At 70.2% G+C, this 26,043-nt stretch carries 21 protein-coding genes; 12 read left to right on the top strand and 9 right to left on the bottom strand.

What is annotated here, in order from left to right:
- The first annotated feature begins 270 nt into the window (after window positions 1-270).
- The 6 genes from WMF11_RS31710 (at window position 271) to WMF11_RS31685 (ending at window position 11,201) form a co-directional block, all read left to right on the top strand.
- Entirely contained in the window at window positions 271-1,206 is a 936-nt protein-coding gene (locus tag WMF11_RS31710; RefSeq protein WP_437902971.1) for an ATP-binding cassette domain-containing protein, read from the top strand.
- Complete coding sequence (locus WMF11_RS31705; RefSeq protein WP_437973412.1) at window positions 1,206-2,264, top strand: ABC transporter permease; 1,059 nt, start codon at window positions 1,206-1,208, stop codon at window positions 2,262-2,264. Before WMF11_RS31710 ends, WMF11_RS31705 begins: the two co-directional genes overlap by 1 nt.
- A gap of 222 nt (window positions 2,265-2,486) precedes the next feature.
- The gene (locus WMF11_RS31700) at window positions 2,487-5,354 is read left to right on the top strand and encodes a response regulator (RefSeq protein WP_437973411.1); all 2,868 of its coding nucleotides are present in this window, start codon (window positions 2,487-2,489) and stop codon (window positions 5,352-5,354) included.
- 90 nt (window positions 5,355-5,444) lie between these two features.
- Window positions 5,445-6,512 carry a response regulator gene (locus WMF11_RS31695; protein WP_437973410.1) on the top strand — a complete coding sequence of 356 codons (1,068 nt, stop codon included), beginning with the start codon at window positions 5,445-5,447 and terminating at the stop codon, window positions 6,510-6,512.
- A gap of 240 nt (window positions 6,513-6,752) precedes the next feature.
- Window positions 6,753-9,506 carry a beta-propeller fold lactonase family protein gene (locus WMF11_RS31690; protein ID WP_437973409.1) on the top strand — a complete coding sequence of 918 codons (2,754 nt, stop codon included), beginning with the start codon at window positions 6,753-6,755 and terminating at the stop codon, window positions 9,504-9,506.
- 336 nt (window positions 9,507-9,842) lie between these two features.
- Window positions 9,843-11,201, top strand: coding sequence for an LLM class flavin-dependent oxidoreductase (locus WMF11_RS31685; RefSeq protein WP_437973408.1), 1,359 nt, complete (start codon window positions 9,843-9,845; stop codon window positions 11,199-11,201).
- Window positions 11,202-11,256: 55 nt separating this feature from the next.
- Here the strand turns inward: WMF11_RS31685 and WMF11_RS31680 are convergent, their stop codons facing one another.
- Window positions 11,257-11,916 carry a TetR family transcriptional regulator gene (locus tag WMF11_RS31680; RefSeq protein ID WP_437973407.1) on the bottom strand — a complete coding sequence of 220 codons (660 nt, stop codon included), beginning with the start codon at window positions 11,914-11,916 and terminating at the stop codon, window positions 11,257-11,259.
- Window positions 11,917-11,963: 47 nt separating this feature from the next.
- Here WMF11_RS31680 and WMF11_RS31675 point away from each other — a divergent pair, with 47 nt between their 5' ends.
- Both WMF11_RS31675 and WMF11_RS31670 read left to right on the top strand, forming a co-directional pair.
- Window positions 11,964-12,845 (top strand): CPBP family intramembrane glutamic endopeptidase, encoded by an 882-nt coding sequence (locus WMF11_RS31675; RefSeq protein WP_437902964.1) that lies wholly within the window; start codon window positions 11,964-11,966, stop codon window positions 12,843-12,845.
- Between the two features lie 139 nt (window positions 12,846-12,984).
- A complete protein-coding gene (locus WMF11_RS31670) occupies window positions 12,985-13,407 on the top strand; it encodes an AAA family ATPase (RefSeq protein ID WP_437973406.1) in 423 nt (140 codons plus the stop codon).
- On the opposite strand, the gene WMF11_RS31665 is transcribed toward WMF11_RS31670, so the two are convergent.
- From WMF11_RS31665 to WMF11_RS31645, 5 genes are all read right to left on the bottom strand, one after another.
- On the bottom strand, window positions 13,329-14,165 hold the full coding sequence (locus tag WMF11_RS31665) for a hypothetical protein (protein WP_437973405.1): 837 nt from the start codon (window positions 14,163-14,165) through the stop codon (window positions 13,329-13,331). The two genes, WMF11_RS31670 and WMF11_RS31665, sit on opposite strands and share 79 nt — an antisense overlap.
- Before the next feature lie 343 nt (window positions 14,166-14,508).
- Window positions 14,509-15,816 carry a diaminopimelate decarboxylase gene (gene lysA / locus WMF11_RS31660; RefSeq protein ID WP_437973404.1) on the bottom strand — a complete coding sequence of 436 codons (1,308 nt, stop codon included), beginning with the start codon at window positions 15,814-15,816 and terminating at the stop codon, window positions 14,509-14,511.
- 193 nt (window positions 15,817-16,009) lie between these two features.
- Window positions 16,010-17,566, bottom strand: a complete 1,557-nt coding sequence (locus tag WMF11_RS31655; RefSeq protein ID WP_437973403.1) for a phospholipase D-like domain-containing protein — start codon at window positions 17,564-17,566, stop codon at window positions 16,010-16,012.
- A 13-nt stretch (window positions 17,567-17,579) separates the two neighbouring features.
- Window positions 17,580-17,801, bottom strand: coding sequence for a hypothetical protein (locus WMF11_RS31650; protein WP_437542464.1), 222 nt, complete (start codon window positions 17,799-17,801; stop codon window positions 17,580-17,582).
- 272 nt (window positions 17,802-18,073) lie between these two features.
- The gene (locus tag WMF11_RS31645; RefSeq protein ID WP_437973402.1) at window positions 18,074-18,616 is read right to left on the bottom strand and encodes a hypothetical protein; all 543 of its coding nucleotides are present in this window, start codon (window positions 18,614-18,616) and stop codon (window positions 18,074-18,076) included.
- Here WMF11_RS31645 and WMF11_RS31640 point away from each other — a divergent pair.
- Window positions 18,615-19,094 (top strand): hypothetical protein, encoded by a 480-nt coding sequence (locus tag WMF11_RS31640; RefSeq protein WP_437973401.1) that lies wholly within the window; start codon window positions 18,615-18,617, stop codon window positions 19,092-19,094. The two genes, WMF11_RS31645 and WMF11_RS31640, sit on opposite strands and share 2 nt — an antisense overlap.
- A 328-nt stretch (window positions 19,095-19,422) precedes the next feature.
- Here WMF11_RS31640 and WMF11_RS31635 read toward each other — a convergent pair whose 3' ends face one another.
- The 3 genes from WMF11_RS31635 to WMF11_RS31625 all read right to left on the bottom strand — a co-directional run bounded on the left by WMF11_RS31635 (window position 19,423) and on the right by WMF11_RS31625 (window position 24,179).
- Window positions 19,423-20,214, bottom strand: a complete 792-nt coding sequence (locus WMF11_RS31635; protein WP_437973400.1) for a hypothetical protein — start codon at window positions 20,212-20,214, stop codon at window positions 19,423-19,425.
- A 524-nt stretch (window positions 20,215-20,738) separates the two neighbouring features.
- Complete coding sequence (locus WMF11_RS31630) at window positions 20,739-21,944, bottom strand: glycoside hydrolase family 11 protein (protein WP_437973399.1); 1,206 nt, start codon at window positions 21,942-21,944, stop codon at window positions 20,739-20,741.
- An 858-nt stretch (window positions 21,945-22,802) separates the two neighbouring features.
- Window positions 22,803-24,179 carry a sigma-54 interaction domain-containing protein gene (locus WMF11_RS31625; protein WP_437973398.1) on the bottom strand — a complete coding sequence of 459 codons (1,377 nt, stop codon included), beginning with the start codon at window positions 24,177-24,179 and terminating at the stop codon, window positions 22,803-22,805.
- Window positions 24,180-24,366: 187 nt separating this feature from the next.
- Here WMF11_RS31625 and WMF11_RS31620 point away from each other — a divergent pair, with 187 nt between their 5' ends.
- The 3 genes from WMF11_RS31620 to WMF11_RS31610 all read left to right on the top strand — a co-directional run bounded on the left by WMF11_RS31620 (window position 24,367) and on the right by WMF11_RS31610 (window position 26,034).
- A complete protein-coding gene (locus tag WMF11_RS31620) occupies window positions 24,367-24,690 on the top strand; it encodes a 4Fe-4S dicluster domain-containing protein (protein WP_437973397.1) in 324 nt (107 codons plus the stop codon).
- A gap of 109 nt (window positions 24,691-24,799) precedes the next feature.
- Entirely contained in the window at window positions 24,800-25,495 is a 696-nt protein-coding gene (locus tag WMF11_RS31615; RefSeq protein ID WP_437973396.1) for a hypothetical protein, read from the top strand.
- A complete protein-coding gene (locus WMF11_RS31610; RefSeq protein ID WP_437973395.1) occupies window positions 25,492-26,034 on the top strand; it encodes a hypothetical protein in 543 nt (180 codons plus the stop codon). Before WMF11_RS31615 ends, WMF11_RS31610 begins: the two co-directional genes overlap by 4 nt.
- The last annotated feature ends 9 nt before the right edge of the window (window positions 26,035-26,043 follow it).

Here is a 26,043-nt window from a genome sequence, read left to right as displayed (position 1 = left end):
GATGGTTCCTTGCAGGGCCGCGCTCGACGCGCTCGCCGCAGGTGTCTGGTAGATTCGATTCTCCGGAGAGGCGATACGTCGCGTCGTCTGTCGAATTTTCCGGCGCTCCTGTGGGCGCGTGGAGGTGCGCTTCATCTGCTGCGGGCGATCCGAGGGCGCCTCCGCCCTGCACGCGTGTCGCGCCGAAGGCCGTGATGGGCCGCGCCGAAGGCCGCGCTGGATTGAAGTGTCCCGGTTCCTTTCTGCCGTCCTCTGCGATACAGACGTGCCGTGTCTGCCTCTCCCGCCCTGGTCTGTCGCGGCCTGGTCAAGCGTTATGGGGACGTCGTGGCCGTGAACGGGCTCGACCTCGAGGTGCAGCGCGGCGAGTGTTTCGGCCTGCTCGGCCCGAACGGCGCGGGCAAGACGACCACGGTGGAGATCCTCGAGGGGCTGACCCGCCCCGACGCCGGCGAGGTCGAGGTGCTGGGCGAGCGCTGGGTGGGGGACGGCATCGCGCTGCGCGCCCGGCTCGGCATCCAGCTCCAGGAGACGCGCTTCCCGGACAAGCTCCGGGTCGGCGAGGTGATCGCGCTGTTCCGCAGCTTCTACCCGCGCGGCATCGAGCCGGAGCAGGCGCTGCGCTGCGTGGCCCTGCAGGAAAAGTCGAGCGCGTTCGTGCGCACGCTGTCGGGCGGGCAGAAGCAGCGGCTGTCGCTCGCCTGCGCGCTCGCGGGCGATCCGGAGGTGCTGTTCCTCGACGAGCCGAGCACCGGCCTCGACCCCGCGTCGCGCCGTCAGATATGGGCCATCGTCGAGGATCTGAAGGCCCGCGGCCGCACGATCCTCCTGACCACGCACTACATGGAGGAGGCCGCGCGCCTCTGCGACCGCGTGGGGATCGTCGATCGCGGGCGGCTGCTCGCGCTCGGCACGCCGGCGGCGCTCGTCGCCTCGCTCGGCGCCGAGCACGTCGTGGAGGTCGAGGTGGACGCGGAGATCGCCGAGGAGGAGCTCACGGGGCTGCCGGGCGTGGAGGCCGTGCGCTCCGCGCAGGGGGCGCTCCGGCTGACGGTGCGCGACGTCGCGCGCGTGCTCCCGCCGCTGCTCGCGCTCTGCGCGGCGCGCGGGGCCGCGCCGAAGCGGCTCGCGACGCACCACGCGAGCCTGGAGGACGTGTTCATGGCGCTCGCCGGGCGGACGCTCGCGGACGACGAGGCCGCGTGATGGCGCGCTGGCTCCGCTCCCTGCGCGCCTCGTCGCTCGCGCTCCTCATCCGGGCGCGGGTCGCCGAGTTCCTGCGCGAGCCCGAGGCGATCTTCTGGATGTTCGTGTTCCCGATCCTGCTCTCGTCGGCGCTGGCCGTCGCGTTCAGGGATCAGCCCGCGGAGCCGGTGCGGGTGAGCGTCGAGGAGGGCGCCGGGGCCGAGCCGCGGCGCGCGGCGCTCGAGGCGTCGGGGCAGGTCGTCCCGCGGGTGGTCCCGCGGGCGCAGGCGCAGCAGGAGCTCCGGACGGGCAAGGTCGCGCTGGTCGTGCTCGCCACCGATCCGCCCACGTACTGGTTCGATCCGGCGCGGCCGGAGAGCCGCCTCGCCCGGCTCGAGGTGGACCAGGCGCTCCAGCGCGCCGCGGGGCGCGCCGACGCCTTCCGCCCGGCCGCGCTCGAGGTGACCGAGGCCGAGAGGGGCTCCCGCTACGTCGACTTCCTGGTGCCCGGGCTGCTCGGCATGAACGTGATGTTGACCGGGATCTGGGGGATCGGGTTTGCGATCGTGCAGCAGCGCATGGGCAAGCTCCTGAAGCTGTTCGTCGCGTCGCCCATGCCGCGGTGGCAGCTCCTCGCGTCCCACCTCGGCGCGCGGCTCGTGTTCCTGGCGCTCGAGGTCGTGGCCCTGCTCCTGTTCGCGGTCCTCGTGCTCGGCGTGCCGATCGCCGGTTCGCTCGCGGCGCTCGCGCTGGTCGCCGTGGTCGGCGCGCTGTCGTTCGTCGGGGTCGGCCTGCTCATCGCGGCGCGGCCGCGGACCCTCGAGGGCATCTCGGGCCTTGGCAACCTCGTCACGTTCCCGATGTGGATCTGCTCCGGCGTCTTCTTCTCGGCCGATCGCTTCCCCGACGCGATCCAGCCTTTCGTCCAGGCCTTGCCCCTCACCGCCCTGAACGACGCGCTCCGCGGCGTGATGCTCGAGGGGGCGCCGCTCGCCGCGATCGCGCCCGAGCTCGCGCTGCTCGCCGTCTGGGGCGTCGCGACCTTCGCGCTCGCCCTCAAGCTCTTCCGCTGGGAGTAGCCCCCGCGCCGCGGCCAGCGCCGGAGCGCCAAGGTGCATGAGCTCACCGGCGCACGCTGTGCGCCAATCGATCCCTCGCTCCGCGAGCATGTCAGTCATCCTGCGTCGAGGTGGCGGCGCAGTCCTCGTGAGGCACGCATGATCCTACCGTGTGTCCCTATTTCTGTTCGGGACATTGACCTTCCAAAGTGGCGCGGTCCTGTAGTCGTGTACGATGACCGCATGAATGAACGGGGGGAGCGGAGCGGTCAACGCTCTCGCACCGCGCCGAGTCTGTCCTTCTGGGTCGCGGGGCCGCTGGCCGTCGCGCTGCTCGTCTTCGTGGGTCCGGGGCTGTGGATCGCGGCGTGGGCCATCGAGGGCGCGATCCTGAAGAACGAGCTGGGCGTCCTCGCGCGGACCCATGACGAGTGGACCCGCCGCATGAACGACCGGCTGATCCAGGCGGAGGCGAGCGTCGCGCGGTACGGCCGCATGCTCACCTCGGCATTGCATGAGGTCGAGGGAGAGACCCCGCAGAAGTTCGACGCGCTCGTCGGGCCGTCGCGCGACGGCGGCATGGTGTCGCGCAACGCGGGCTTCGAGCCCAGGCGAGACGCCGTCGTCTGGCTGCCCGCGGGGTACCCGCTCGACGACCGGGAGAAGGTCTTTCTCCTGCAGCTGAAGCGCATGACCGAGCTGTACTCGGCGGGGGCGCCGGGGGAGCCCATCAACACCTGGCTCATCCCCAGGCGGAACGGGCTCGTGATGTACTGGCCCAGCTACACGAGCTACATCGACCAGGTCGACACGACCGTCGATTTCGTCAACTCGGAGTGGACGACGCTCGTGCTCCCGGCGAACAACCCGGAAGGAAAGCCGCGCTGGACGCCGACGAGCTACGACCCGGGGGCGCGCGAGTGGATGGTGAGCGTCGTTGTGCCGTTCTTCCGCGACGGGGTGTTCGAGGGGAGCGCCGGGCACGATGTCACGGTCAACGCGGTGATGGACAGCTTCCGGGAGCTCTCGCTGTATCCGGGGACGGAGCACGCCCTCGTGAGGGGCGATGGGACGGTGCTCGTCTCGAGCGTTCACCAGGACAAGATCCACGGGAGCAAAGGCGCGCTGACGGTCGAGTCCATCGGCGACGACGATCTCAAGCGCGCGTTCGAGGCGGCGAAGCGCGACGACGCCGCGGCGGCGCGCGTGGTCGGCCGCACGGATCAGCGCGTGATCGTGGCGGCGCGCATCGCGGCGCCGGACTGGTACCTGCTCACCGACGTCCCTCGCGCGGCGCTGCTCTCGTCGGTGAAGGGGCTGTACTGGGACTACTGGCTGATCGCGGCGTTCTCGATCCTGGCGCTCGTGGCGCTGCCCGTGCTCGTGATCATGCGCGTGACCTTGCCGTCCGTGCGGCAGCTCGTCACGGCGGCCGAGCGGATCCGGGGCGGTGATCTCGATCAGCGCTTCGAGGCGTCAGGCACCCGGGAGTTCGTGCACATCGGCGACGCGCTGAACGGCATGGCCCAGCAGCTCCGCGAGACGTTCGCCGCGCTGGCGAAGACGAACGAGGAGCTCGAGCAGCGCGTCGAGCAGCGCACCGCCGAGCTCAAGGAGGCCACGGTCGCCGCGGACGCGGCCAACAGGGCGAAGAGCGACTTCCTCGCCAACATGAGCCACGAGCTGCGGACACCGCTCAACGGCATCCTCGGGTACGCCCAGATCCTGAGGCGCTCGAGGAGCCTGGGCGCGCAGGAGCTGCGCGGCGTCGAGGTCATCGCCGAGTCCGGCTCTCATCTGTTGACCCTCATCAACGACGTCCTCGATCTGGCGAAGATCGAGTCGCGGACGATGGAGATTCACCCCAACGATTTCCATTTCCCGTCGTTCTTGAACGCGACGGCCGAGATCTGCCGGATCCGCGCGGAGCAGAAGGGGATCGCGTTCGTGTTCAAGCCCGGCCCCGCGCTGCCCGAGGGGGTGCGCGTCGACCAGCGGCGCCTGCGTCAGATCCTGCTCAATCTGCTCGGCAACGCCATCAAGTTCACCGAGAACGGCAGCGTCACCTTCACGGTCGTCGAGGTGCCCGGCGGGTCACAGGGCGCGCGCAAGGACCTCCCGGAGGACGGCGCGAGCCCCGCATCGCGGACCAAGACGCACAGGATACGCTTCGAGATCGAGGACACGGGGACTGGCATCGGCGCCGAACACCTGGACCAGATATTCCTGCCCTTCAAGCAGGTCGGAGACAAGAGTCGCCACCGCGAGGGCACCGGGCTCGGGCTGGCGATCAGCCAGCGCATCGTCACGCTGATGGGCAGCTCCATCCAGGTCAGGAGCGAGCTCGGGAAGGGAAGCGTCTTCTGGATGGACCTGACGCTCGCCGAGGCGCCCGACTGGACGGACACCGTGAGGCGCACGGAGCAGGGGCAGATCGTCGGCTACAAGGGCTCGCGGCGGAGGCTCCTCGTGGTGGACGACAAGCCGGAGAACCGCGCCGTGGTCATCAGCATGCTCGCGACCCTCGGGTTCGAGCTGGCGGAGGCGAACGACGGCCAGGAGGGCCTGGACAGGACGGCGAGCGAGAGGTTCGATCTGGTCATCACCGATCTCGCGATGCCCGTGCTCGACGGCTGGGAGATGATGCGCCGCATACGAAAGGCGCCGGAGCTCGCAGGGACGGTCATCATCGCGTCCTCCGCCAGCGCGTTCATCACCGACCAGGACAAGAGCCTGGAAGCGGGCGCGGACGATTTCCTGGCCAAGCCGCTGCAGATGGATGAGCTGCTCGCGAAGCTGCAGCGACACCTCAAGCTGGAGTGGATCTACGAGCGGCAGGACGGCGCCGGCGAGGAGGCGGAGCCGAGCCCCAGCTCGGGTGTGACCAGCATCCGCGATGTCGTCCTGCCGCCGGACGAGGACCTCAAGGCCTTGCGCGATCTCGCGCGCAAGGGGCTCGTCAATCACATCCAGAAATACGCGGACAAGCTCGAGCTGGGCGACCCTCGGCTCGCGCCTTTCGCCAGGCACCTGCGCGAGCTCTCCGAGGACTTCCGGCTGGAGTCGATAGAAGAGCTCGTCGGCGGGCGTATCGACGGCGGCGCCCGATGAGGGCGTCGGGTTGAGATCTGTTGTGAGCGCAGTCATCCTCATGCAGCGTCGCTCGCGCGACGAGTGAGGTCATCCGCTGGAGAGGGCAGTGTGACGAACGTGAGTGATACCGGAACGGTCCTGATCGTCGACGACGAGCCGCGAAACCTGAGGTTGCTCCGCGACAACCTCTCGGGCTGGGGGTTCGAGATCGCGGCCGCGACGAACGGCCTGCGAGCCATCCAGCTCGCGAAGGAAGTGGCGCCGGATCTCATCTTGCTGGACGTGAAGATGGAAGGGATCGACGGCTTCGAGACGTGCCGGCGGCTCAAGACGGATCCGGTCACGAGCGACATCCCTGTCATCTTCATGACGGCGAGCACGGAGATGAACGCGGACAAGGTGAAGGGGCTGAACCTCGGCGCCGTGGAGTTCCTCCTCAAGCCGTTCCAGAGCGAGGAGCTGCTCGCGCGCGTCCGGGTGCAAACGAAGCTCAGGCAGCTGATGAAGGGCCTCGCGGCGCAGGTCGAGGAGCGCGTCGCCGCCGAGGCGGCGCTGCAGGAGCTCACGCACGAGCTGGAGCGGCGCGTGGCGGCGCGGACGGCCGAGCTCGAGCGGGCCCTTTCGGAGCTCACGCAGGCTCAAGCCGCCCTCCGCGCGTCGAACGAGCAGCTGGAGACCGAGGTCGCGCGCCAGACCGAGGAGCTCCGCAGGACGAACGAGCGGCTGACGCTGGAGCTCACCGAGCGCGAGCGCGCGGAGCTGGCGCGCGCGGCGCTGCAGGAGGAGATCATCCGGGCGCAGAAGGAGCGGCTGGCGGAGCTCTCCACGCCGCTCATTCCGATCACCGAGCGGATCATGGTCATGCCGCTGATCGGGACGATCGACGCCAGCCGGGCGCAGCAGGCGCTCGAAGCGGCGCTGAGCTGCGTGCACACGAACCGGACGGACGTCGTGATCATCGACGTCACGGGCGTGAGGCTCATCGACTCCGCGGTCGCGACCACGCTGATGGGCACGGCGGCGGCGCTCCGGCTGCTCGGCGCGACGACGGTGATCACGGGCCTGCGCCCCGAGCTGGCGCAAACGCTCGTCTCGCTCGAGATCGATCTCAGCACCGTGGTCACCCGGGGGACGCTCCGGAGCGGCATCGACTACGCGCTGCGACAGGTCCGCTGACGCCGTAATGCCAGCGCGCCTGCGGGGCCGTGCGGGTCAGGCGGCACACGGAGAATCGAACTCATGACAGTCGCTCTGTGCGACCACGTGGCCCAGAACACCGCCACCCGGTCGGCCGTGACGACGCGGCCGCTCGTCCGCTTTTTTGTTGTTAATCGTATTTATTTTACATAGCTTGAAAGCATGCTGCCATCATGCTGTCTGCACCGTTTTCTGGCTGTCAGCGTAGGTGCTACGGCCATGTCCCTCGCCGCCGCTCTCCCCGCGGCGGCCGCCACGCCGTTCACGACATTCGAATCGGGCCAGGTCCGCCCCCTGGCCCTGTCGGCGAACGGCAAGCTGCTCTTCGCGGTGAACACGCCCGACAACCGGCTGGAGATCTTCCGCGTCGAAGCCCATCGTCTGCAGCTCAAGGCGTCTGTGCCCGTGGGGCTCGAGCCGGTCGCCGTGGCTGCCCGGGGCGACGATGAAGTCTGGGTGGTGAACCACCTGTCCGACAGCGTGAGCGTTGTCGACGTTCGGGACCCCCAAAGGGCGCGCGTCGTCCGCACGCTGCTCGTGGGCGATGAGCCGCGCGACATCGTATTCGCCGGGCCGCAGCGCTCGCGGGCCTTCATCACCACGGCCCACCGCGGGCAGAACGCCCCCTTCGATCCGCAGCTCTTGACGCCCGGCATAGGGCGCGCGGACGTCTGGGTGTTCGACGCGAGGCGGCCCGGGACGTCGCTCGGCGGGACGCCGCTCTCCATCGTGACGCTCTTCAGCGACACGCCGCGCGCGCTCGCGGTGACGCCGGACGGCAGCCGTGTCTACGCCGCCGCCTTCCACTCGGGCAACCGCACGACCGTCATCGACGAGAGCCTCGTGCCCAACGGCGGGGAGGCCGCGGGCGGACTGCCCGGGCCCGACACCAACTTCGAGGGAGTCCCCCGGCCGGAGGTCGGGCTCATTCTCAAATTCGACGGGTCCCACTGGGTCGACGAGCTGGGACGCCCCTGGGACGACGCGGTGCGCCTCTCGCTGCCCGACAAGGACGTCTTCGTCATCGACGCGCTCGCCAACCCGCCGCGCCAGGTGGACGGGCCAGGCGGCTTCTTCACGGGCGTGGGGACCGTCCTGTTCAACATGGTCGTGAACCCGGTGAACGGGAAGGTCTATGTGTCCAACACCGACGCCCGGAACGAGGAGCGCTTCGAGGGGCCGGGCATCTTCGCCGGCCACAGCGTGCGCGGCCACCTGCACGAGAGCAGGATCACCGTGCTCGGTCCGGGCGGCGTCGCCCCGAGGCACCTCAACAAGCACATCGATTACAGCAGCTGCTGCGCGCCGGTGCCGAACGACGAGAGCGAGAAGAGCCTGGCGCAACCGCTGCAGATGGCCGTGACGCGCAACGGCGCGACCCTGTATGTCGCGGCGCTCGGCTCGGACAAGATCGGCGTCTTCGACACAGCGAAGCTCGAGAACGACACGTTCGTGCCCAGCGCCGCGAACCAGATCCGCGTCCCTGGAGGCGGGCCGACCGGCCTCGTCCTCGATGAAGACAGGCATCGGCTCTACGTGCTCGCGCGCTTCGACAACGCGATCTCGGTCATCGACACCCGGACCCGCCGCGAGGTCGCGCACGTGCCGATGCACAACCCGGAGCCTCCGAGCGTCGTCCGGGGGCGCCGCGTCCTCTATGACGCGTCGCGGAGCTCGAGCCACGGCGACTCGTCCTGCGCGAGCTGCCATATCTTCGGCGACTTCGACAGCCTCTCGTGGGACCTCGGGAACCCGGACGGCACCGCGGTGGAGAACCCGGGACCGTTCTGCACCGATCTCTTCGGCCAGGATACGAGCTTGCACCCGATGAAGGGGCCGATGACGACCCAGAGCCTGCGGGGCATGGCGAACCACGGGCCGATGCACTGGCGCGGCGACCGTACGGGCGGCCATGACGCGCCCACGTCGCAGCCGGACAGCGGGGTGTTCGACGAGCGGGCGGCGTTCAAGAAATTCAGCGTGGCGTTCGTCGATCTGCTCGGGCGGGACGAGACGATCCCGGAGGAGGAGATGGACGATTTCACGGACTTCATCCTCCAGGTCACGTATCCACCCAACCCGATCCGCGCGCTCGACGACTCGCTCACGCCCGATCAGAGCGCGGGGCGCGACTTCTTCGGGGGGCCCGTGTCGAGCATCCTCGGCGCCTCGTGCATCGGGTGCCACACCGTCGATCCCGACGCCAACCCCGACGACTTCGCGCCGGGCTTCTTCGGCAGCGACGGCGGATCGGCCAACGCCAACGAGACCCAGCTCTTCAAGGTCCCGCACCTGCGCAATCAGTACCAGAAGGTCGGGATGTTCGGTATGGCGGAGTCGTTCGTGTTCCCGTTCGGCGGCTCCAACGAGCACATGGGCGACCAGGTCCGCGGCTTTGGCTTCCTCCACGACGGCGCCGTCGATACGCTCGTCCGCTTCAATGCGTTCTCCGATTTCGTCCAGACGCCGGAGAACCCCGGCGGCTTCCCCGTCGACGCCGAGGGGGAGCTCCTGAAGCGCCAGGTGGCGGAGTACATGCTGGCGCTGGAGTCGAACCTGAAGCCCATCGTGGGCCAGCAGATCACGCTCACGCCGTCGAACGCGGCGGTGGCCGGCCCGCGCGTCGATCTGCTCGTGGCGCGCGCCGACGCCGGCGACTGCGATCTCGTGGTCAAGGGCTGGTCCCATGGGGACGAGCTGGGCTTTGTGTACGTCGGTAATGGCCGTTTCGACGCCGACCGCGCGCGCGCGCAGTGGCGATCGGACGGCGAGCTCCGCTGGCTGGCCACGAGAGGCGGCAGTGAGCTGACGTATACCTGCGTGCCGCCCGGGTCGGGCGAGCGCATCGGCGTCGACCGCGACGGCGATGGCTTCCTCGACGGCGACGAGCGGGACGCCGGCAGCGACCCGGCCGACCCGGAGAGCGTTCCGCGGCGGGGACCGCACGGACCGTTCCCGTGGCCGCATCACTGAGCGGAACGATCGCGCCTGCGCGCTCATCCGTCCATGGACCGGTGAGCTGCCGCGGACGGGTGCTTCCCTGACAGCAAGGCTTCCGCAGCGCTGGTGATCCGTTGCTGCCCTCGCAGCACGTCGCGGGGGCAGGGCAGGGGCGGCGCTTCGATCTCCGCCGCTGCGCCCGTGGCTCCGGCGCCGGGCACGGCGCTTGCGCTCTGCGCGTGGCGAGCGCGTGGCGAGCGCGTGGCGAGCGCGTGGCGAGCGCGTGGTGAGCGCGTGGTGAGCGCGTGCGGCGGTCGCGCGGCGACCTGCCCGCGCGCGCACGTGAAGGACCGAGACCGAGGACACCCCATGAGCGACAATCAGCGGAAGATCCGTTTGGGCGCCTTTTTGCCCGGCGCAGGCCACCACGTGGCGGCCTGGCGGCACCCGCAGGCGCAGGCGGACGGAGGCATCAACTTCGCGCATTACAAGCGCATTGCGCAGGCGGCGGAGCGGGCCAAGTTCGACGCCGTGTTCCTGGCGGACGGGCTCGCCTTGCAGAACCGGCCCGGAGCGCAGGGCCGCACCGCTTATGGGGCCAGCTTCGAGCCGGTCACCTTGTTCTCCGCGCTCGCGGTCGTCACCGAGCGCATCGGCTTCATCGCCACCGCGTCCACCACGTACGAGGAGCCTTACCTGCTGGCCCGCAAGTTCGCCTCGCTCGACCATATCAGCCAGGGGCGGGCAGGCTGGAACGTGGTCACCACCGGCGGGGGCGAGGCGGCGGGGAACTTCGGGCTCGACGCCCACCCCGACCACGCGCAGCGCTACGTCCGGGCGCGCGAGTTCGTCGATGTGGTCACCGGCCTCTGGGACAGCTGGGAGGACGACGCCTTCCTCCGCGACAAGGCGTCCGGGGCTTACTACGATCCGGCGAAGCTGCACACGCTCGATCACAAGGGGAAGTTCTTCTCCGTTCGAGGGCCGCTCAACATCCCGCGCCCGCCCCAGGGACACCCGGTGATCGTGCAGGCGGGATCGTCGGAGGCGGGCAGGGAGCTCGCGGCCGAGACCGCCGAGGTGATCTTCACCGCGCAGCAGACGCTGGAAGACGCGCAGGCCTTCTACGCCGACGTCAAAGGCCGGATGGCCAAGTACGGGCGGCACCCTGACCAGCTGAAGATCATGCCGGGGGTGTTCCCCGTGGTCGCAAGGACGGAGTCGGAGGCCAGGGCGAAGTACCAGCAGCTGCAGGACCTCATCTTGCCGGAGGTCGGTCTATCGCTGCTCTCGGGCCTGTCGGGCGGGGTCGATCTGTCCGCGTATCCGGTGGACGGGCCGCTCCCCGAGCTGCCCGAGACCAACAACAACAAGAGCCGGCAAGCGCTGATGTTCGACATCGCGCGCAAGCGCAACCTGTCCATCCGGGAGCTGTACCTCTGGGTGGCTGGAGCGCGCGGGCACTGGACGATCGTGGGCTCGGTGGAGCAGATCGCGGATCAGCTGGAGGCGTGGTTCACGCAGGGCGGCGCCGACGGGTTCAACGTGATGCCGCCGTGGCTCCCGGGCGGGCTGGACAACTTTATCGAGATGGTGATCCCGGAGCTGCGGCGGCGGGGGTTGTTCCGAACGGAGTACGAGGGGCGCACGCTGCGGGAGAACCTCGGGCTGGAGCGGCCGGCGAACCGCCACGCGGCCAGCGCAAAGCCGCAGGCGTCGGCGGCCTGACGCCAGCGCTCCGGTGCGGGGGGCGCCTGGCCGCGCGCGACATCGCGCCGGCGCGTCACGCGCTCTCCCCTGGCCGGCCCGCCGGCTCGATGTACGGCGCGAGGTAGCGACAGACCGCTTTCTTCGCCTCCTCGACGTAGAGCGCGCCCTGCTGCTCGTCCTGCTGTGCGGCGAGGGCGAGCAGCGTCGAGGCCATATACAGCGCGCTCTGCGCGACGACGCGCCGCTCGGCGGGCGCGAGCGCCGGCGTCAGCGGCGCGAGGAGCGCCTCGACGCGCGCCGAGAACTCGTCTCCCCACGCCGCGGCCGTCGAGAGCAGCGCGCCGGACAGCTGCACGCCGAACCATAGCTCCCGGTAGCCGGGCTCCGTCCGGTAGAACGCCGCGAGCGCGTCGATCCAGCGCTCGGTGAGCTCTCGCCAAGAGCCCGGCGGCGCCTCCGCGAGCGCCGCCTCGGTCCGCGCCCGCAGCCGCTCCAGGTAACGCCCCGTCAGGGCGTGGAGCACGGCCTCCTTGTTCGGGAAGAACTCGTAGACCGAGCCGATGGACGTCCGCGCCCGCGCCGCGATGGCGTTCGTGGTGACCGCGTCGAGCCCGCGCGACGCGAGCAGCGCCGCCGTCGCGTCGAGGATCCGCTCCTTGCGCCGCTGGCTCCTCGCCTGCAGCGGCACCCGGCGGGGCGCGGTCGACGGCGGTTTCTTGCGCTTCGTGGCCATGCGCCGAGCGTACTTGACAACCTGAGCAAAAGCTCGACTATATCCGAGTGAAAGCTCAACTTTCGGAGCGGCTCGGTCAGATGGGGCAGATCGAGCCGTCTGGCGCGGCGCCGGCCGGCGCCACGCCAGTCGGCGAGGCCGCCGGGCGGGTGGGGGCGCTCCGCCTTGGCTGGCCGGGGCTCTGCGCTGTCTCTGCCGCGACGCTCGCCTACGCCGCGTACCCGTCTGCCGCGGAGGATCGCGCCCTCGGCCTCGCCTGCTTCGGCGTCGCGCTCGCCTCCCTGCTCGCCGTGGCGCGCGCGCCGGACCGGGCGGCGCTATACGCGCCTCTCCTGGCGGTGCTCACGCTCGCGCCCGCGGCGGTGGGGCTCGTCGCGCCCTGGCCGCTCTCCCTGGCCGCGCCGCTCGTCGTGCTCGCGCTGCTCGCGCGCGCCGTGCCGGCGCTGCGGTCGTCGATGCCGCCGCTACGGCGCGGGGCGTTCGGGCCCGCGGTCCTCGGCTGGATCGCGGCGGTCGTCCTCGTCTCCGCGCTCGCGCTCGTGCTCTGGGTCCGGCTGATGCGGCCCGATCTGTCCCAGATGCGGGCCCTGCTCCCGCCCGTCTCGCTGCCGCTGTTGCTCCTCGGCGGCCTGGGGTTCGCGCTCTTCAACGCGCTCCTCGAGGAGGCGGTGTTCCGCCTGGTGTTCCTCGGCTCGCTGGACGCCGTGACGACCTCCGGCTGGACCGCGGTGCTCGTCCAGGCGGCCGCCTTCGGGCTCCTCCACCTGAGCGGCTTCCCGAGCGGGGCCGTCGGCGTCGGCCTGGCGGCGATCTACGCGGTGATGCTCGGCGTGCTCCGGCGCCGCGCGGGCGGCCTGCTCGCGCCGTACGTGGCGCACGTCGCCGCCGATCTCACCATCTTCGCGCTGCTGCTGACCTGGACGCGGTGACCCGCGGCTCCGCCGCTTCGCCGGCGGGTTCGGCGGAGAAGCAGGACGCCGGGCTGCCTGCTCAGACCGTTCGGAGCCCTTGCCGCTGACGGGCGGCGGAGTAGCGTCCGTGAGGGCACGCCGCCCCGCCCGAGGCACCATGAGCATCCAGGTCCCCATCGGCATCGACGATTTCCGCCGGCTCGGCGAGCTGGGGCTCGAATATGTCGACAAGTCGCACCTGATCCAGGAGCTCGTCGACAGGCCGGGCACCGAGGTCGTCCTGCTCCCGCGCCCGCGGCGCTTCGGCAAGACGCTCAACCTCTCGAGCGGAATGACTACACGGCCGAGCTGCGGGCGGCGGGCGCGGCGCCGATCCACGCGCTGGCGGCGGCGTTCGACGGGAAGGTGGTGCGGGCGGCGCGAGGGGCATCGTCGCGTGCGCCGCCGAGGCGGCGCGCATGTTCTCTCTGCACAACCCGGTTCAGGAACACGCGGGAGCCTTCACTTCTTCCCCTCCCAGGTGTGGATACGGAACTTGACTCCCTTGTACTCGATCACCGCATCGGTCTCGCTGCCGTAGGTGGTCTGCGATTTGATCGTGTCGTCGCCCCGGTACTTCTCCAGCACCTGCCCGTACAGGTAGTGGACGATCACATGTTGGACCTGCCCAATCTCGAGGACCAGCTGTACGAAGCGTAGGATTCGCCTCTTGCACCCGTCGCACGGGCCATAGGGGCCCAGGAGGATGAGCTGGACGACCGGCGGCGGATCCTGCCGTAGGATGGCGAGCGCCGACGAGAGCACGCCCACCTCGCCGTCGTCCTGCGAGACCACGATCTCGGCGTCGTCCCCGATGAGCGAGAACTTGGAGGAGAGCTCCTTGTTCTCTCCGAGCTTGTTCCCGAGCTCGCCGACCGTGCCGGAGAGCCAGCCGAACACCCATTTCGGGTTCCCGCCCTGCGTCCCCACCTTCGCCAGCTTGAGGATGTCGTTGGACAGCTTCACCGCGTTCGAGCTCGAGTGGTTGATGACCGGTTCGTTCCTCCCCTCGTTGACCACCTTCTTCTCGTACTGGTAGGTCCGACTGCTCAAGATCGAGCTGTACTCCCTCCAGAACGCGCTCTCCCCGCCTTGCTTGTACGCCGAGACGAGGCGCGACTTTTCTCCACCGGAGAGATCGTCGTAGGTGAGCACCTCCCGGATCAGCTCGTGGAGCGGGCGCTCCCGCTGCTCCATCCGCTGGAGCGACCGCCCTCCGGCCGGACCGGGCTTCGTCGGCGCACGCTGGGCCGGGTGCGGCGGAAGCGTGGCCGTTCCGGCCGGCGCGGCTCGGGGCATCGCGATCGTTGCCGCGTGCGGGGGTCGTGGGGCGATCCCGGGCATGGGCCGCCTGGGCTGCGCGACGGTGGCCGCGTGTGGAGGCGGCCTGGGAATGCCGGAGGGACGAGCGTTCTTGGGGAGCATCGGAGCGGGACGACGGGCACCGTCCCGATCCATGTTCCGGCGCTCGATCGCCCGTGGGCCAGTTTTCGTCGATCTGCCGGCGCCGAGCGCGCGACGGCCATCGCGTCCTCGGCCACCTCGGCGGCGAGCCGCTCGAGCCCCTCGACGCCAGTCCCGGAAGCTCACCGCACGCGGGACGCGCCTTGCCCGCGTCCGTGCGGTCACCCGGCGTCGCGGCTCAGCCGCAGCCGCTCGCGCCCGCCGGCTCTCCCGCCCCCGCGCGCAGGCGCTCCTTGATGTCGTCGGACAGGCACATCCGCGAGACCATGTCCTCGAACGTGTCGCGCCGCCGGATCAGCCGGCTCTTCCCGCCGTCGATGAGCACCTCGGCCGGCCGCAGCCGGCCGTTGTAGTCGTAGCTCATCACGTGGCCATACGCGCCCGCGTCCATCAGGACGACAACGTCCCCCTCGGCGACGTCCGCGGGGAACTCGCGCTCCGCGATCCACATATCCGTGTTCTCACAGACCTGGCCCGTCATCGCCATCGGCGCCGTCTGGCCGCGGCGGCCGTTGATCCGCACCTCGTGGTAAGCGCCGTACATCACCGGGCGCGCCATCGTGTTCATCGAGATGTCCGTGCCGATGATCGTCTTGTATCCCTGCTTGATCGAGATCACCCGCCCGAGCACGTAGCCCGCGTCCCCGACGAAGTAGCGCCCCGGCTCCATGACGAGGCGCGGCTCCTTCAGGCCGTGCTCCGCGCACTTCTTCCGGACCATCGCGGCGATCCCGCGGGCGACGGCCTCCACGTCGAGCGGCGGCTGCTCCCGCCGGTAGGGGATGCCGAGCCCGCCGCCGATGTCCACGAAGGCGAGGTCGAAGCCGAGCTTCCGGGCCACCGGGCCGATCAGGTCGAGCAGCTTGCCCGTGACGTGCGCGAAGTTCTCCGGCTTGTTCGCCTGCGAGTGAGGCATCATGTGCACCCCGAGCCGCTCGACCCCGTTCTCGAGCGCGGTGCGATAGGCCTCCTCCACGAAGCGCGGGTGGATCCCGAACTTCGCGGACGGGCCCGCGAACGGCTTCAGATCGGGGGTCGCGATGTCCTCGCCGCTCGGGTTGATCCGGAACGACAGACAGCGCGGCTTCCCGAGCGCGAACAGGCGCTTCAGGATGCCGTGATCATCGACGTTGAAGTTCACGCCGGCCCGCAGCCCCGCGGCCAGGTCCTCGTCCGACAGGCTGTTGCCCGTGTAGATGATCCGCTCGCCCGACAGCCCGAGCGCCTGCGCCAGGCGGATCTCGTTCGGGCTCGCGGCGTCCACGCCCGAGCCCTCGTCGACCAGGAGCTTCGCTATCTCCAGGTTGTTGCACGCCTTGATGGCATAGAAGACGGACACCTCCGGGTAGTTGCCGCGCAGCGCCCGCGTGAGTCGACGGAAGTTCTCCCGGATGCGCTCGGCATCGTAGGCATAGAGCGGTGTTCCGTATTGCTCCGCGAGGTCGCGGACCGAAATGCCCCCGATCTTGATCTCTGCCTCTTGCATACTCCTCGTGGCGTCAACGCTTCAACTTTGAGAGACAACCTGAAGAAACCGTTCGCAATTCCGCGGCACAGCCTACCATGCGCCCCTGGCGGCCGGAAGGGGCGCGCCCTGCCTCGAGGTCCAGGGAGGCCGCCGGTACCCGCGCCCGCGCCGCGCCTCCCAGGCGCGCTCGCCCGGAGCGCCTCGCGCGCGGCTACTTCGCGGGGTCCCGGCTGGTGAACAGGTGCCGCCAGAGCGCGCCGAGCCCGCCCACGAAGAGCGAGCCCTGGCGCTGGTCGATGTCCTCGGCCGCGGCGGGGTCGAACGGCAGCTGCTGCGGGTCGATCACCGCGAGCAGGGCGCGCTCGTCCGCCGTGGGCGAGGGGTGGAGCCGGAGCCGGCACGAGCTCCCGGGCGTGCGCGGCCCGGTCGCCGGGCTCGCCAGCCCGTCGAGGCAGGCGACGAGGTCGTCCACCCGATCGAAGTCGGTGTCCCCCAGGTGCTCGCCGATGAGCGACGCGCGCACCGCGCGGATCGAGCGGCCCAGCGCGTCGTCGGGGTCGTCGGTCTCGACCGAGGCGTTGATCTCCGTGTCGATCGACAGGCTGCGGTTCGTCATGTTGGCGGAGCCCACGGTGAGGAAGCGGTCGTCGACGATCATCACCTTCGAGTGGATGTACGTGGCGCGCTCGGCGGTCTCGTCCTCGCCGCACGCCGGCAGCGTGTAGTAGACGCCGAGGCGATGGCCTGTCTCGGCCGCCACGTCGCGCAGCCCGCCGAGCACCTTGGCCTGGGAGAGGCCGACGGCGATCTGCTCCTTCATCGTCTCGGCCTCCATGTTGAGGAGGAGCACCACGTCGAGGAGCGGCCGGCCTTCGGCGCGCATCCGCCGCGCGAGCGCCTCGGCGATGACGTGAGAGCTGAAGTACTGGGTCTCGATGTAGATGAAGCGCTCCGCGGCGTCGATGGCGTCGAGGAAGAGGTCGCGTATCTCCGTGCTGTGGGGGGCGCCGGTGGGCGCGCCGTGCGGATCGGTGCGGCTCAGCGTGACGCGCGCCGCCGCGAGCGGGATGCCGCCCTCGGGCCGGTAGTCGGGGAACGTCGGATCGGCCTCGTCGAGGTCCGGCAGCGTCATGTCCACGCCGCCGGCGCGCCGCCAGCGATCCGTGAAGATCTCGGTCAGCGCCCGCGCGACCGAGCGGCTGCGCAGGTAGGCCTGCACGTCGTGAAACGGCTTGTGCGGCTCTCCTCGGCTGACGCGGAGCGGGTTCTTGTTCGCGTGGCTGCGGTCGTCCCAGCGGTGATCGCAGAGGTCGAGGCCGCCGAGGAACGAGAGCTCGCCGTCCACCACCACGAACTTCTGGTGGTGCGAGGCGCGCTCGACGTGGGTGGCGTCGAAGAGGAAGCGCAGGCGATGGTTCGTCCACTCGAAGACGAGCTGCTGGAGCCACTCGCGCTCGAGCGCGAACACGAGGTGGAAGTCCCACGCGAGGATGAAGATCTGGAGATCGGGGCTCCTCTCGCAGAGGTGGTTCAGGAACTTGAGCAGCGTGATCGGGCTCGACACCTGCTCCTCCCTCCCGCCCCGGAGCAGGGCGACGTCGCTGTCGAACTGCCATCCGGCGAGGAGCAGGTACCGCCGCGCGCTGGACGCGACCCGGTAGAACTCGGGGTAATACTCGTCGGCGTCGACAAGCAGGCCGATGTCGTCCACCGGGGTGTCGCACCACGTGTGGCGGCGAGGATCGATGATCGTCCGTGCGCTCCTCATCGCGATCGCGCGCCTACGGCTTCAGGTGCTCCTCGATGAGCCGCTTCAGGCCCGCGACGTCGGGCCGGGTCCCGCTCGCTTCGCCGATGGCCGCGAGCCGCTCCGCCTCGTCGCGCGAGAGATCGGGGCATATCCACTCCAGCAACGCTGCCCAGTCCGGCGCGCCGTCGCAGCTATAGCAGTCATCGGGGATGGGTGTATTGTCGGGGAAATTCCGGAAAACCAGGTACGGCATCGCATCTACCTTCATGCCGGGATCGCGGTCACATGTCATTGCATCGTCACCGCGGCTCGCGCTCGCGCGCGTCCGCCGAGCGCTCGCCACCTCGGCTATGGCGCCGGCGGAGCCAGGGGGCAAGCGTGCCCGGGGCCGCTCCGCCGGCGGGCCGTGTCCGGAGCGGGGTCGGGCGCGTGTTCAGGGGAGGCGCAGGAAGGAGGTCGCGCGGCGCGCGCGATGGCGGTCAGGTCATCGCGCTGGCACGACCCACGCGCCGGCGCCCGGTCGTGTCAGGGGGCGCAGCCGATCCGCTCCGGCGCGACCGCCACATCGTCATACCACATCGTCCGCGCCGGGCCGTGGAAGCCGAGGTAGCCGAAGCTGAACGTCTTGTAGTTGAGCGTCTTCACGCCGGTCTTGTCGATGATCTTGGTGCCGTTGGCGTAGACCTGGACGCCGCCCTTGGCGCCGTCGAAGTAGGCCTCCATGCAGTGCCACTGGTCCTTGGGGAGCTTCACACCGTTGCTCCCGCACCGGGTCTCGCCGCCCGTGGACAGGGTGACCTCGTCGTGCAGGTTCAGCACGAGCTGGCAGTACTGCTCGGCGATCTCCATGTTGTCGCCCAGGTTCGGCTCGCCGTCGCCCGTCATGGCCTGGAAGTAGGCGTTGTGGTCGGACTGGCCGAGATCGATGCTGCCGCGCACGTAGAGCCGGACCCAGAACGTCGAGCCAGGCGACGGGACGGAGAGCATCCTCCAGTCGTAGCCGCTGCCCCCCGGGTTCACGCGCAGCGCGCGCGAGCCGGCGTGGAAGATCGAGGAGTCGATCGCCATGTTCTTCAGCGCATCTGCCGCCTGGTACGAGGGACGGTACGTCGCGCCGTCGGGGAGCCCGTCGCCCTCGAAGTCGGCGCAGAACGTTGCGCTCGCCGGGCACCCGCCGGTCGGCGTCCCGCTGCCGGTGCTCGCCGTGGCGCTCGTCTCCGGTGTCCCGGTGCTCGTGGTGCTGGTGCTGGTGCTGGTGTCGCCGCCGCCGCCGCTGCTGCTGCTGGTGGTGCTGCCGTTGCTGGTGGTGCTGCCGTTGCTGGTGCTGCCGTTGCTGCTGCTCGCGGCGGGATTGCCCGTGCCCGAGCTCACGCTCGAGGCGCCGCCGGTCCCCGCGCCGCTGCCGCCCGCGCCCCCGGTTTCCGAGGCGTCAATTGCGCCGCCTGAGCAGCCCGCCGCCGCGGCGGACAGGGCCAGACAGGAGATCCCAACCCAAGTGAAGCGTGCGATTTCGCGATCGAAAGTCATGTTGATGCCCGAAGGGTGATAGGCCCGTTCGCCGGAGCTGCGCGCTGCCGCAGCGCGGCACGTCTGCCGGTGATCTTAAGAAACTGCCGCTGCGCCGAGGCGCGACCAGCGCTCGACGCGGCTCACAGCTCTAGCAGAATTCGCCGCGCATCGGGAGGCGTTCTTCCGGGTCCAGATGGGCCGTAAACTTCTCAGCGGAGCGGCGGGCGCCGACGGCGCGGCGCGGACCGCGGGATCCTGGGCGTGACCGAGCTGCTCGGCCGCCAGCACCGCGGCGAGCGTCTCGCCGGCGCAGCCCTCGCGCACGGCGCTCGCGGCGATGGCGGCGCTCACCGCGACCGCGCCCGTCACAGCCGGCGACAACCTGGATGCACGGAGCGCACAAACTCGTCGGCGTCGCCGGTGATCTGAACGACGGCGCTCCCCGTCGGGCATTTGACCCCGAAACCCGTGCTGTGCACGTTGCCGATGCCGGGGCCGACATTGATGTTGCCGTCGCCCGTCTTCCACGCCTCGACCGTCTGGCACAGCAGCTCGACCCGGTAAACGTACGTGTCGACCCAGATGTTGATCCCGACCAGGACCTGGCTCGCAGGGCAGATCACGCTGCCCGGCCCGCCGCCGTTGCCGCCGGCGGTCACGGTCTGGAAGGCGGTGCCCAGGGTGCCGTCGCTGGCGAGCGGCGCGCAGATCAGGCCGATTTGATCGATCGAGCCGCCGCTCCGGCCGTGGACGCCGACAGCCACGTTGCCGTTCCCACAGGCGATCTCGTAAGAGATGTCGCTGCCCGTGCCGCCCGTGCCGCCGTCGCCGCCCGTGCCGCCGTCGCCGCCCGTGCCGCCGTCGCCGCCCGTGCCACCGGAGCCGCCGTCGCCGCCCGTGCCACCGGAGCCGCCCATGCCGCCAGCGCCGCCCGTGCTGCCAGCGCCGCCCATGCCGCCGCCGCCCGCGTCACCGCCGGCTGTACCACCGCCGCTGCCGCCAGCGCCGCCGCCCGTCGCGCCGGCGGCGCCCGAGAAGTCGAGATCGTCGACCCCGGAGATCGCGTTGCATGCCGCGCTCCAGCAGACGAAGGCGAGCGCCGCGGCCGCGACCGTCGCGAGAGGCTTCGTCGTCCGGACTGCTGCGTGTTCTCTCATCAGAAGCTCCCGTGGCGGATGAGGACGTCCGGCGTGACCATACCCGCGAGAATGGCCGGAAGGAACCTGAACCTCGCCTCGAAGGCCTTCGCGAAAGCGTTGCCGGCGAGCGGCAGACCGTTGCCGGGGAGGCAAGGGGCCGGGGCGTGCGCGGGCGACGCCCCTCTCGCCGCAGATGCATGGCAACGCCATGGCGGAGCTGCGACGCCGAGGGGAGGGCCCTCGCCTGCCTCCGCACCTCGCTCGGGCCAGACGGGGGGTCCGGCTCTCGCGGCCGCACAGCTCGCGCGGCGCGCCCGCGAGCCTCGCCGGGAGCGCGGTGTTCTCGTCGCGCCGCGGGATGCAGCCCGAGCGCCGGCTCGATCCGCGCCGGAAGCTGCCGGGCGCCCGCCCGCTGCTCGAGCGTGCGCCGCGTGTCTGTCAGATGGGTGGGGAGTCGTGCCTGGGGCTGAAGAAGCCCGGGCACGTGGCGCGCGGGATGGTCATCCCGCGCGCGTCATCATGCGATGCTCAAGGCCGAGCGCTCACTTCATCGACACGTTCACGCTGGCGCTCCCGCTGCTCTGATAGCCCTCCACGACCATCGAGACCTCGTACAGGTTCCCCAGCTTCATCCCCAGGCGATCCCAGGCGTTGAAGTGGTTGGCGACGGAGATGGTTCCGCTCGTGCGCTTCTGCTGCCGGACGCTCCAGAACTGATAGAAGGTCTTGGTGCCTTCGATGGACGGCTGGTTGACTCGCTCGGTCCGATAGATGTCATAGGTGCCTCCGTCGCTGGTGACGGTGCCCATGAACCCCTGGCCGCCCGGCGGACGCCAGGTGCCCCAGCTGTCGATGATGTAATACTCGATGAGCGGGCCCTTCGTCCACCCGTAGACGCCCAGGTACGAGTTGCCGTTCGGCCGGTAGTCGGCCGAGTAGGTCACGATCTGGTTCTTCGACCCGGGCCTCAGGCCTTTACGGCCCAGCAGGTTGTTGATGTTGCTCCACTCGACGTTGTAGCCAGTCGCCGTGTTGGTCTGGCATCCGCTCCCGTTGTCCTTCCAGTACTCGAAGGTGTAGCCGCAGTGGGTGCCCGTCTGGTTGGCGCAGACCTGCTGGTTGGGTGACGTGCACGTGCTGCCGCCGCCGGAGCCGCCCGACCCGCCGGAGCCGCCCGATCCGCCGGAGCCGCCCGACCCGCCGGCACCTCCCCCGCCCGAGCTGCTGCTCGACGTGCTCGAGCTGCTGCTGGCCGAGCTCGAGCTGCTGGCCGAGCTCGAGCTGCTGCTCGACGACGAGGCCGCGCCCGAGTTGATGATCGTGCCGCCGGAGCCGGTGACCGAGGCGATCGTGGGCCGCCCGCTGCCGCTCGCGCAGAAGCCCCACTGCGTCGAGGCGCCAATGCCGACCACGCCGTTGTGGTCCACGTTCGTGGCGCTGAACTGGCCGTTCGACTCCGTGTACTTCACGTTCCACGGGTTGGGCTTCGTCGAGCCGTTGAGCGCGACGACGACGTTCCAGCCGGTGGTCGCCTTGTCGCGGGTGTTGTTCTTCACTGTCACGTTCGCGCAGTAGCCGCTTCCCCAGTCCGAGGTGACGGCGACGCTCGCCGACATCGAGCGGTCCGCGCTGTCCAGCGCGCCCTCCTGAGCCTCGATGTCCTCGTCGACGATGTTCTCGACGCTGCACGCCAGAAGGCCGCACGCGATCGAAGCGGATAGGTAGCCAAGTAAGGGAACGATGCGCATTTAAGATTCTCCATGATCGGACCGGCGGAGTCGCGGGCCTCTGTTCGAGATGGATCTATGAACCATCGAGACAGACGCGAGCCCTCCGAGCCATTGGTTAAAGTTCAAAATTTCCGGCCAGCGTGCTCGTGATCCGGAGATCACGGATGCGCCCGCGGGCCTGCGCCGACCACATGCCTGGCAATCACGATGTTTGTCGGACAGATGCTCACATGCGAACACCCCGTGTGACGGGGCCGGGCATCAACTTGGAGAAAGCAAGAACAACTCGAACGTACAGCCGAAAGAAGCAAGTCGCAAGTAGCCCCGGCAGATTCACCCGGAGTAGGCCCCTGTACGATCCTGCAACCGACTGCGGCCCCCGGCCGAGAGCGGTCCGGATCGCCAAGGGAGATTGGCATATTCACACAAACAGGAGGACAAAGTCAAGACTCTTTTCTAAGTCGCGTTTGCTTTTGCGCGGCGCTGCTCGGCAGCGCCTTGGCGTGCTGTTTGTCTTCTCTTGTTCTGTTTGTTTGCTTTGTAAGAGCAAGATCCAGCCACGTTGCGCGTGGAGGTTCGAGGATAGAACCTTGATTTGTTCATCTCTCCTGGAAAAGCGACGAACTCTCGAGAAAGAACGGCCTACGGCCGAGCTTGGTCATCCGATCTTGCGGTGAAACTCCACGAGGAACGGTGCCTGACCGTCAGGGTCGAACTGATGCAGCGTCTCTGACACGACGTTCCCGGGCGCCCCCGATCAAGCGGCATCTCTCGATCGCCGGGCCTGTCGGTGCGACAGCGGAGCCGTCCGGAGACCATGTGGAACACGCCTCACACACCGGGGCTGGCCGCAGGGTTTGACGAGCCTCTCGGCCGTCAGCCCTTCTCTCCGTCCTTCCGGATCCCGAGCTTCCGCATCTTGCTTTGCAGCGTCGTCGGCTTCAGCCCCAGCGCCGCCGCGGCCCCGTCCTCGCCGTAGATCTTCCCGCCCGCTGCCCGCAGCGCGTCCTCGATGCAGCGCTGAGCCGCCTCTCGGTACGTCATCACACGCCCTGTCGCGCCGGGCGCGCCGGGCGCAGCGGAGAGCGGCGCTGACAGGATGAGCTCGTCTCCTGTCGACATCACCATCGACCGCTCGATGACGTTCTCCAGCTCCCGCACGTTGCCTGGCCAGCCGTGCGCCCGCAGCCGCGCCATCGACTCGGCGCTCACCCGCGGCGGCGTCCGGCCGAAGCTCGCCGCCACCTTCTCCACGATGACGCGCGTGAGCGGCTCCAGGTCCTCCGGGCGCTCCCGCAGCGGGGGGACGATGATCGGGAATACCTGCAGCCGATAATAGAGGTCCTCGCGGAACGCCCCGCTCGCCACCATGTCCTCGAGCGGCCGGTGCGTCGCGGCGATCACGCGCACCGAGACGCGCACCGCGCCCTCGCCGCCGACGCGCTCGATCTCGCCCTCCTGGAGCACGCGCAGGAGCTTCGCTTGCGCCGCCCTGGGCAGCTCGCCGACCTCGTCGAGCAGCAGCGTCCCGCCGCTCGCGCGCTCGAACAGCCCGAGGTGCCGGGCCGCGGCGCCCGTGAACGCGCCGCGCTCGTGGCCGAACAGGGCGCTCTCGACGAGCCCCTCGGGCAGCGCTCCGCAGTTGACCGCGAGGAACGGCCGCTCCGCGCGGCGCGACAGCGCGTGGATGCGGCGCGCGATCACCTCCTTGCCCGTGCCCGTCTCGCCGCGCACCAGCACGGTCGTGTCCTGCCGCGCGACGAGCGGCACCATCTGCTGGAAGATCGCCCGCATCGCCGGGCCCACCGCGACCACCTCCCTCGGCAGGGCGACGCGATCGAGCTCCTCCTTGAGCGTCCGCTTCTCCCCCTGCGCGCGGCGCGCGATGGCCGCGACGCGCCCGAGGACCTGCACCTGCCGCAGCGCCACGGCGAGCAGGCGACCTGTCGCCTCGAGCAGGGCGGGCGAGACGTCGAGCGCCGCGCCGCCGCCGAGCGCCATCGTGGCGCAGCCGACGGCGCCCTCCGCGTCGCGGAGCGCGAAGACGGCGATCGTCTCGCCGCCCGCGCCGCGCCGGACCTCCGGCGCGCCCGGCGCGGCCGCGCCGCGGCGCAGATCGAGCCGCAGCAGCGGGAGGTGGCGCGAGAGCGCGGCGCTCACCGCGGGGACGAGCGTCGCCTCGGTGTGCGCGCGGGCCGAGGCCTCGCCGAGGTCGGCGAGCAGGAGGAGGGCGTGATCGGCGGAGGCGGTCATCGTGCGCGGAGCGAGGCCGACGAAATGGCGTTGCGCGGCACCGTAGGGGCGTTGCCTGGACCGCACAAGGCCGGCGAAAGCCCGGGAAAAGCCGCTCGGGCCGCGGGCACGCGCCCTGCTCCCTGCCGAGGGAAGGAGAGGAGAGCGCGCGGACGACCGCGCGCCACGGAGAAGGAAAGGAACCCTCATGGCCTACGTCATCGCCGAGCCCTGCGTCGCCACGTGTGATGCCGCCTGTGTCCCTGTCTGCCCCGTGGACTGCATCCACGGCCCGCTCGCGGCGGACGAGATCTCGCGCATCCCCGAGGGAGAGCGGAAGACACGCCTCGCCGGTCTCCAGCTCTACATCGATCCCGAGTCGTGCATCTGCTGCGGCGCCTGCGAGAACGAGTGCCCGGTGGGCGCCATCTTCGATGAAGACGAGCTGCCGGCCGAGTGGCAGGGCTACCGGGAGATCAACGCGCGCTTCTTCGACGATCGCGCGAAGGAGCGCGCTCCGGAGGGGACCTGAGCGCGGCCCGGGAGCGGCCGATAGCGAGGATCGACCCAAGGAGAGGCGGAGGTGGCCGCGGGGCGTTGACAGCCCGGAGTCGCCGCGATGTCATGCGCCTCTCTTCCACGTGCTCCGCCCACCGGTCAGCTTCCAGGCGCGCGCGATGTGCATCGGGCTCTGCTGTGCGGCGCTCGCGTGCATGGCGCCGCCCGGGCCGAAGGGCGTGCTTCCCTTCCTCGCCTCTCCGGCGGGGCTGGGCGTCGCCGCGCTGGCGCTCATGGCCCTCGGGACGTCGATCGAGGACCTCGGCAGGATCCGGCGCATCCGCGGCGGCGTGGGCCTCTGTATCGCGGCCGCCGCGCTCGTCGCGGCCGGCGCGCTGTGGGGCGCTGCGCTGCCCGCGCTCAAGCCGTCGCTCGCCTGGTTCGCCTGGCTTCTCTATGGCGCCGGCGCGATCGGCGTCGCCCTCGCGCTCCGGCGTGACATCTCGGTCTTCCGCGATCCACGTCATGGTCAATCCGTCCGCCTGGAGTCGATCTCGGCCGACGCCGTTCGTCTCACCGCCAACGGGGCTCCGGTCACCGTCCCCGCCGCCCAGATCCGCAGCGTGAGTGTCGGCGCCAGCCTTGAAGGGCGGTGCGTCTTCGTCCTCGTTGGCAGCCGGGACAAGGTGATCGGCGACGCGCGCGCGCTGCCCTGGGTCGCCGCCCATCGGGACGGCGACACCTTCGTCTTGACCGAGCACCAGGCGGCGCTGGACGCGGAGGTCCTGGCCGTGCGGCTGCACGAGGCGGCTTCCGCCAGCGGAGGGGATTATCGATGAAGGCGAGCGAGCACGCGGCGGACGAAGCTCTCGAGATCCCGCTCCGCCGTCCCTACCTGGAGCTCCTCCTGAGCGCCCTCTTCTTTGCGGTCTGCGCGGCGGTCCTCACCCACCGGGCCCAGACGAACGACCGCGGCCTGATCCTGAACGGGATCCTCCATTTCGAGCCCGGAGGCGCCGCCGTCTTCTACGCGGTGCTGGCGACCCTGTCAGGGGCCTTCTGCGGGCTCGGCGTCCTCGTCGCCGCGCGGTTTGCGGCGCTCAAGGAGTTCCGGATCGTCCTTGGCCCTCGATCGATCACCTTGCCGTCGATGCATCCGCTCCGTGGCGCGCGGGAGGTGACCGTGCCGCTCGATCGTGTCGAGTCCGTGGAGCTGCAGCCGCCGGCCAAGCCGATCACGCTGGTGATCCGCGAGGACGATCGCTCCCATAACATCCCGCAGCGCTGGCTTCCCAGGGGCAGGTCGGCCGAGGAGGTCGCCGGCGCGATCATCGCGCGGGTGCGGGGGTCGCAAGCGGGGCAGCGCGCCCGCGGGTAGCGCGCTGCA

The sequence above is a fragment of the Sorangium sp. So ce295 genome (assembly GCF_051527405.1).
GTDB classification, from domain to species: Bacteria; Myxococcota_A; Polyangia; order Polyangiales; family Polyangiaceae; genus Sorangium; species Sorangium cellulosum_B.
This window is presented reverse-complemented; position numbering and strand designations above follow the sequence as displayed.

Bases quoted from the DNA above. Each gene is read 5' to 3' on its own strand.
- WMF11_RS31705 (WP_437973412.1), top strand. From the start codon at position 1,206: ATGGCGCGCTGGCTCCGCTCCCTGCGCGCCTCGTCGCTCGCGCTCCTC.
- WMF11_RS31700 (WP_437973411.1), top strand. From the start codon at position 2,487: ATGAATGAACGGGGGGAGCGGAGCGGTCAACGCTCTCGCACCGCGCCG.
- WMF11_RS31690 (WP_437973409.1), top strand. From the start codon at position 6,753: ATGTCCCTCGCCGCCGCTCTCCCCGCGGCGGCCGCCACGCCGTTCACG.
- WMF11_RS31685 (WP_437973408.1), top strand. From the start codon at position 9,843: ATGAGCGACAATCAGCGGAAGATCCGTTTGGGCGCCTTTTTGCCCGGC.
- WMF11_RS31680 (WP_437973407.1), bottom strand. From the start codon at position 11,916: ATGGCCACGAAGCGCAAGAAACCGCCGTCGACCGCGCCCCGCCGGGTG.
- WMF11_RS31670 (WP_437973406.1), top strand. From the start codon at position 12,985: ATGAGCATCCAGGTCCCCATCGGCATCGACGATTTCCGCCGGCTCGGC.
- WMF11_RS31665 (WP_437973405.1), bottom strand. From the start codon at position 14,165: ATGCCCCGAGCCGCGCCGGCCGGAACGGCCACGCTTCCGCCGCACCCG.
- lysA (WP_437973404.1), bottom strand. From the start codon at position 15,816: ATGCAAGAGGCAGAGATCAAGATCGGGGGCATTTCGGTCCGCGACCTC.
- WMF11_RS31655 (WP_437973403.1), bottom strand. From the start codon at position 17,566: ATGAGGAGCGCACGGACGATCATCGATCCTCGCCGCCACACGTGGTGC.
- WMF11_RS31650 (WP_437542464.1), bottom strand. From the start codon at position 17,801: ATGCCGTACCTGGTTTTCCGGAATTTCCCCGACAATACACCCATCCCC.
- WMF11_RS31640 (WP_437973401.1), top strand. From the start codon at position 18,615: ATGTTCTTCAGCGCATCTGCCGCCTGGTACGAGGGACGGTACGTCGCG.
- WMF11_RS31645 (WP_437973402.1), bottom strand. From the start codon at position 18,616: ATGGCGATCGACTCCTCGATCTTCCACGCCGGCTCGCGCGCGCTGCGC.
- WMF11_RS31635 (WP_437973400.1), bottom strand. From the start codon at position 20,214: ATGAGAGAACACGCAGCAGTCCGGACGACGAAGCCTCTCGCGACGGTC.
- WMF11_RS31630 (WP_437973399.1), bottom strand. From the start codon at position 21,944: ATGCGCATCGTTCCCTTACTTGGCTACCTATCCGCTTCGATCGCGTGC.
- WMF11_RS31625 (WP_437973398.1), bottom strand. From the start codon at position 24,179: ATGACCGCCTCCGCCGATCACGCCCTCCTCCTGCTCGCCGACCTCGGC.
- WMF11_RS31620 (WP_437973397.1), top strand. From the start codon at position 24,367: ATGGCCTACGTCATCGCCGAGCCCTGCGTCGCCACGTGTGATGCCGCC.
- WMF11_RS31610 (WP_437973395.1), top strand. From the start codon at position 25,492: ATGAAGGCGAGCGAGCACGCGGCGGACGAAGCTCTCGAGATCCCGCTC.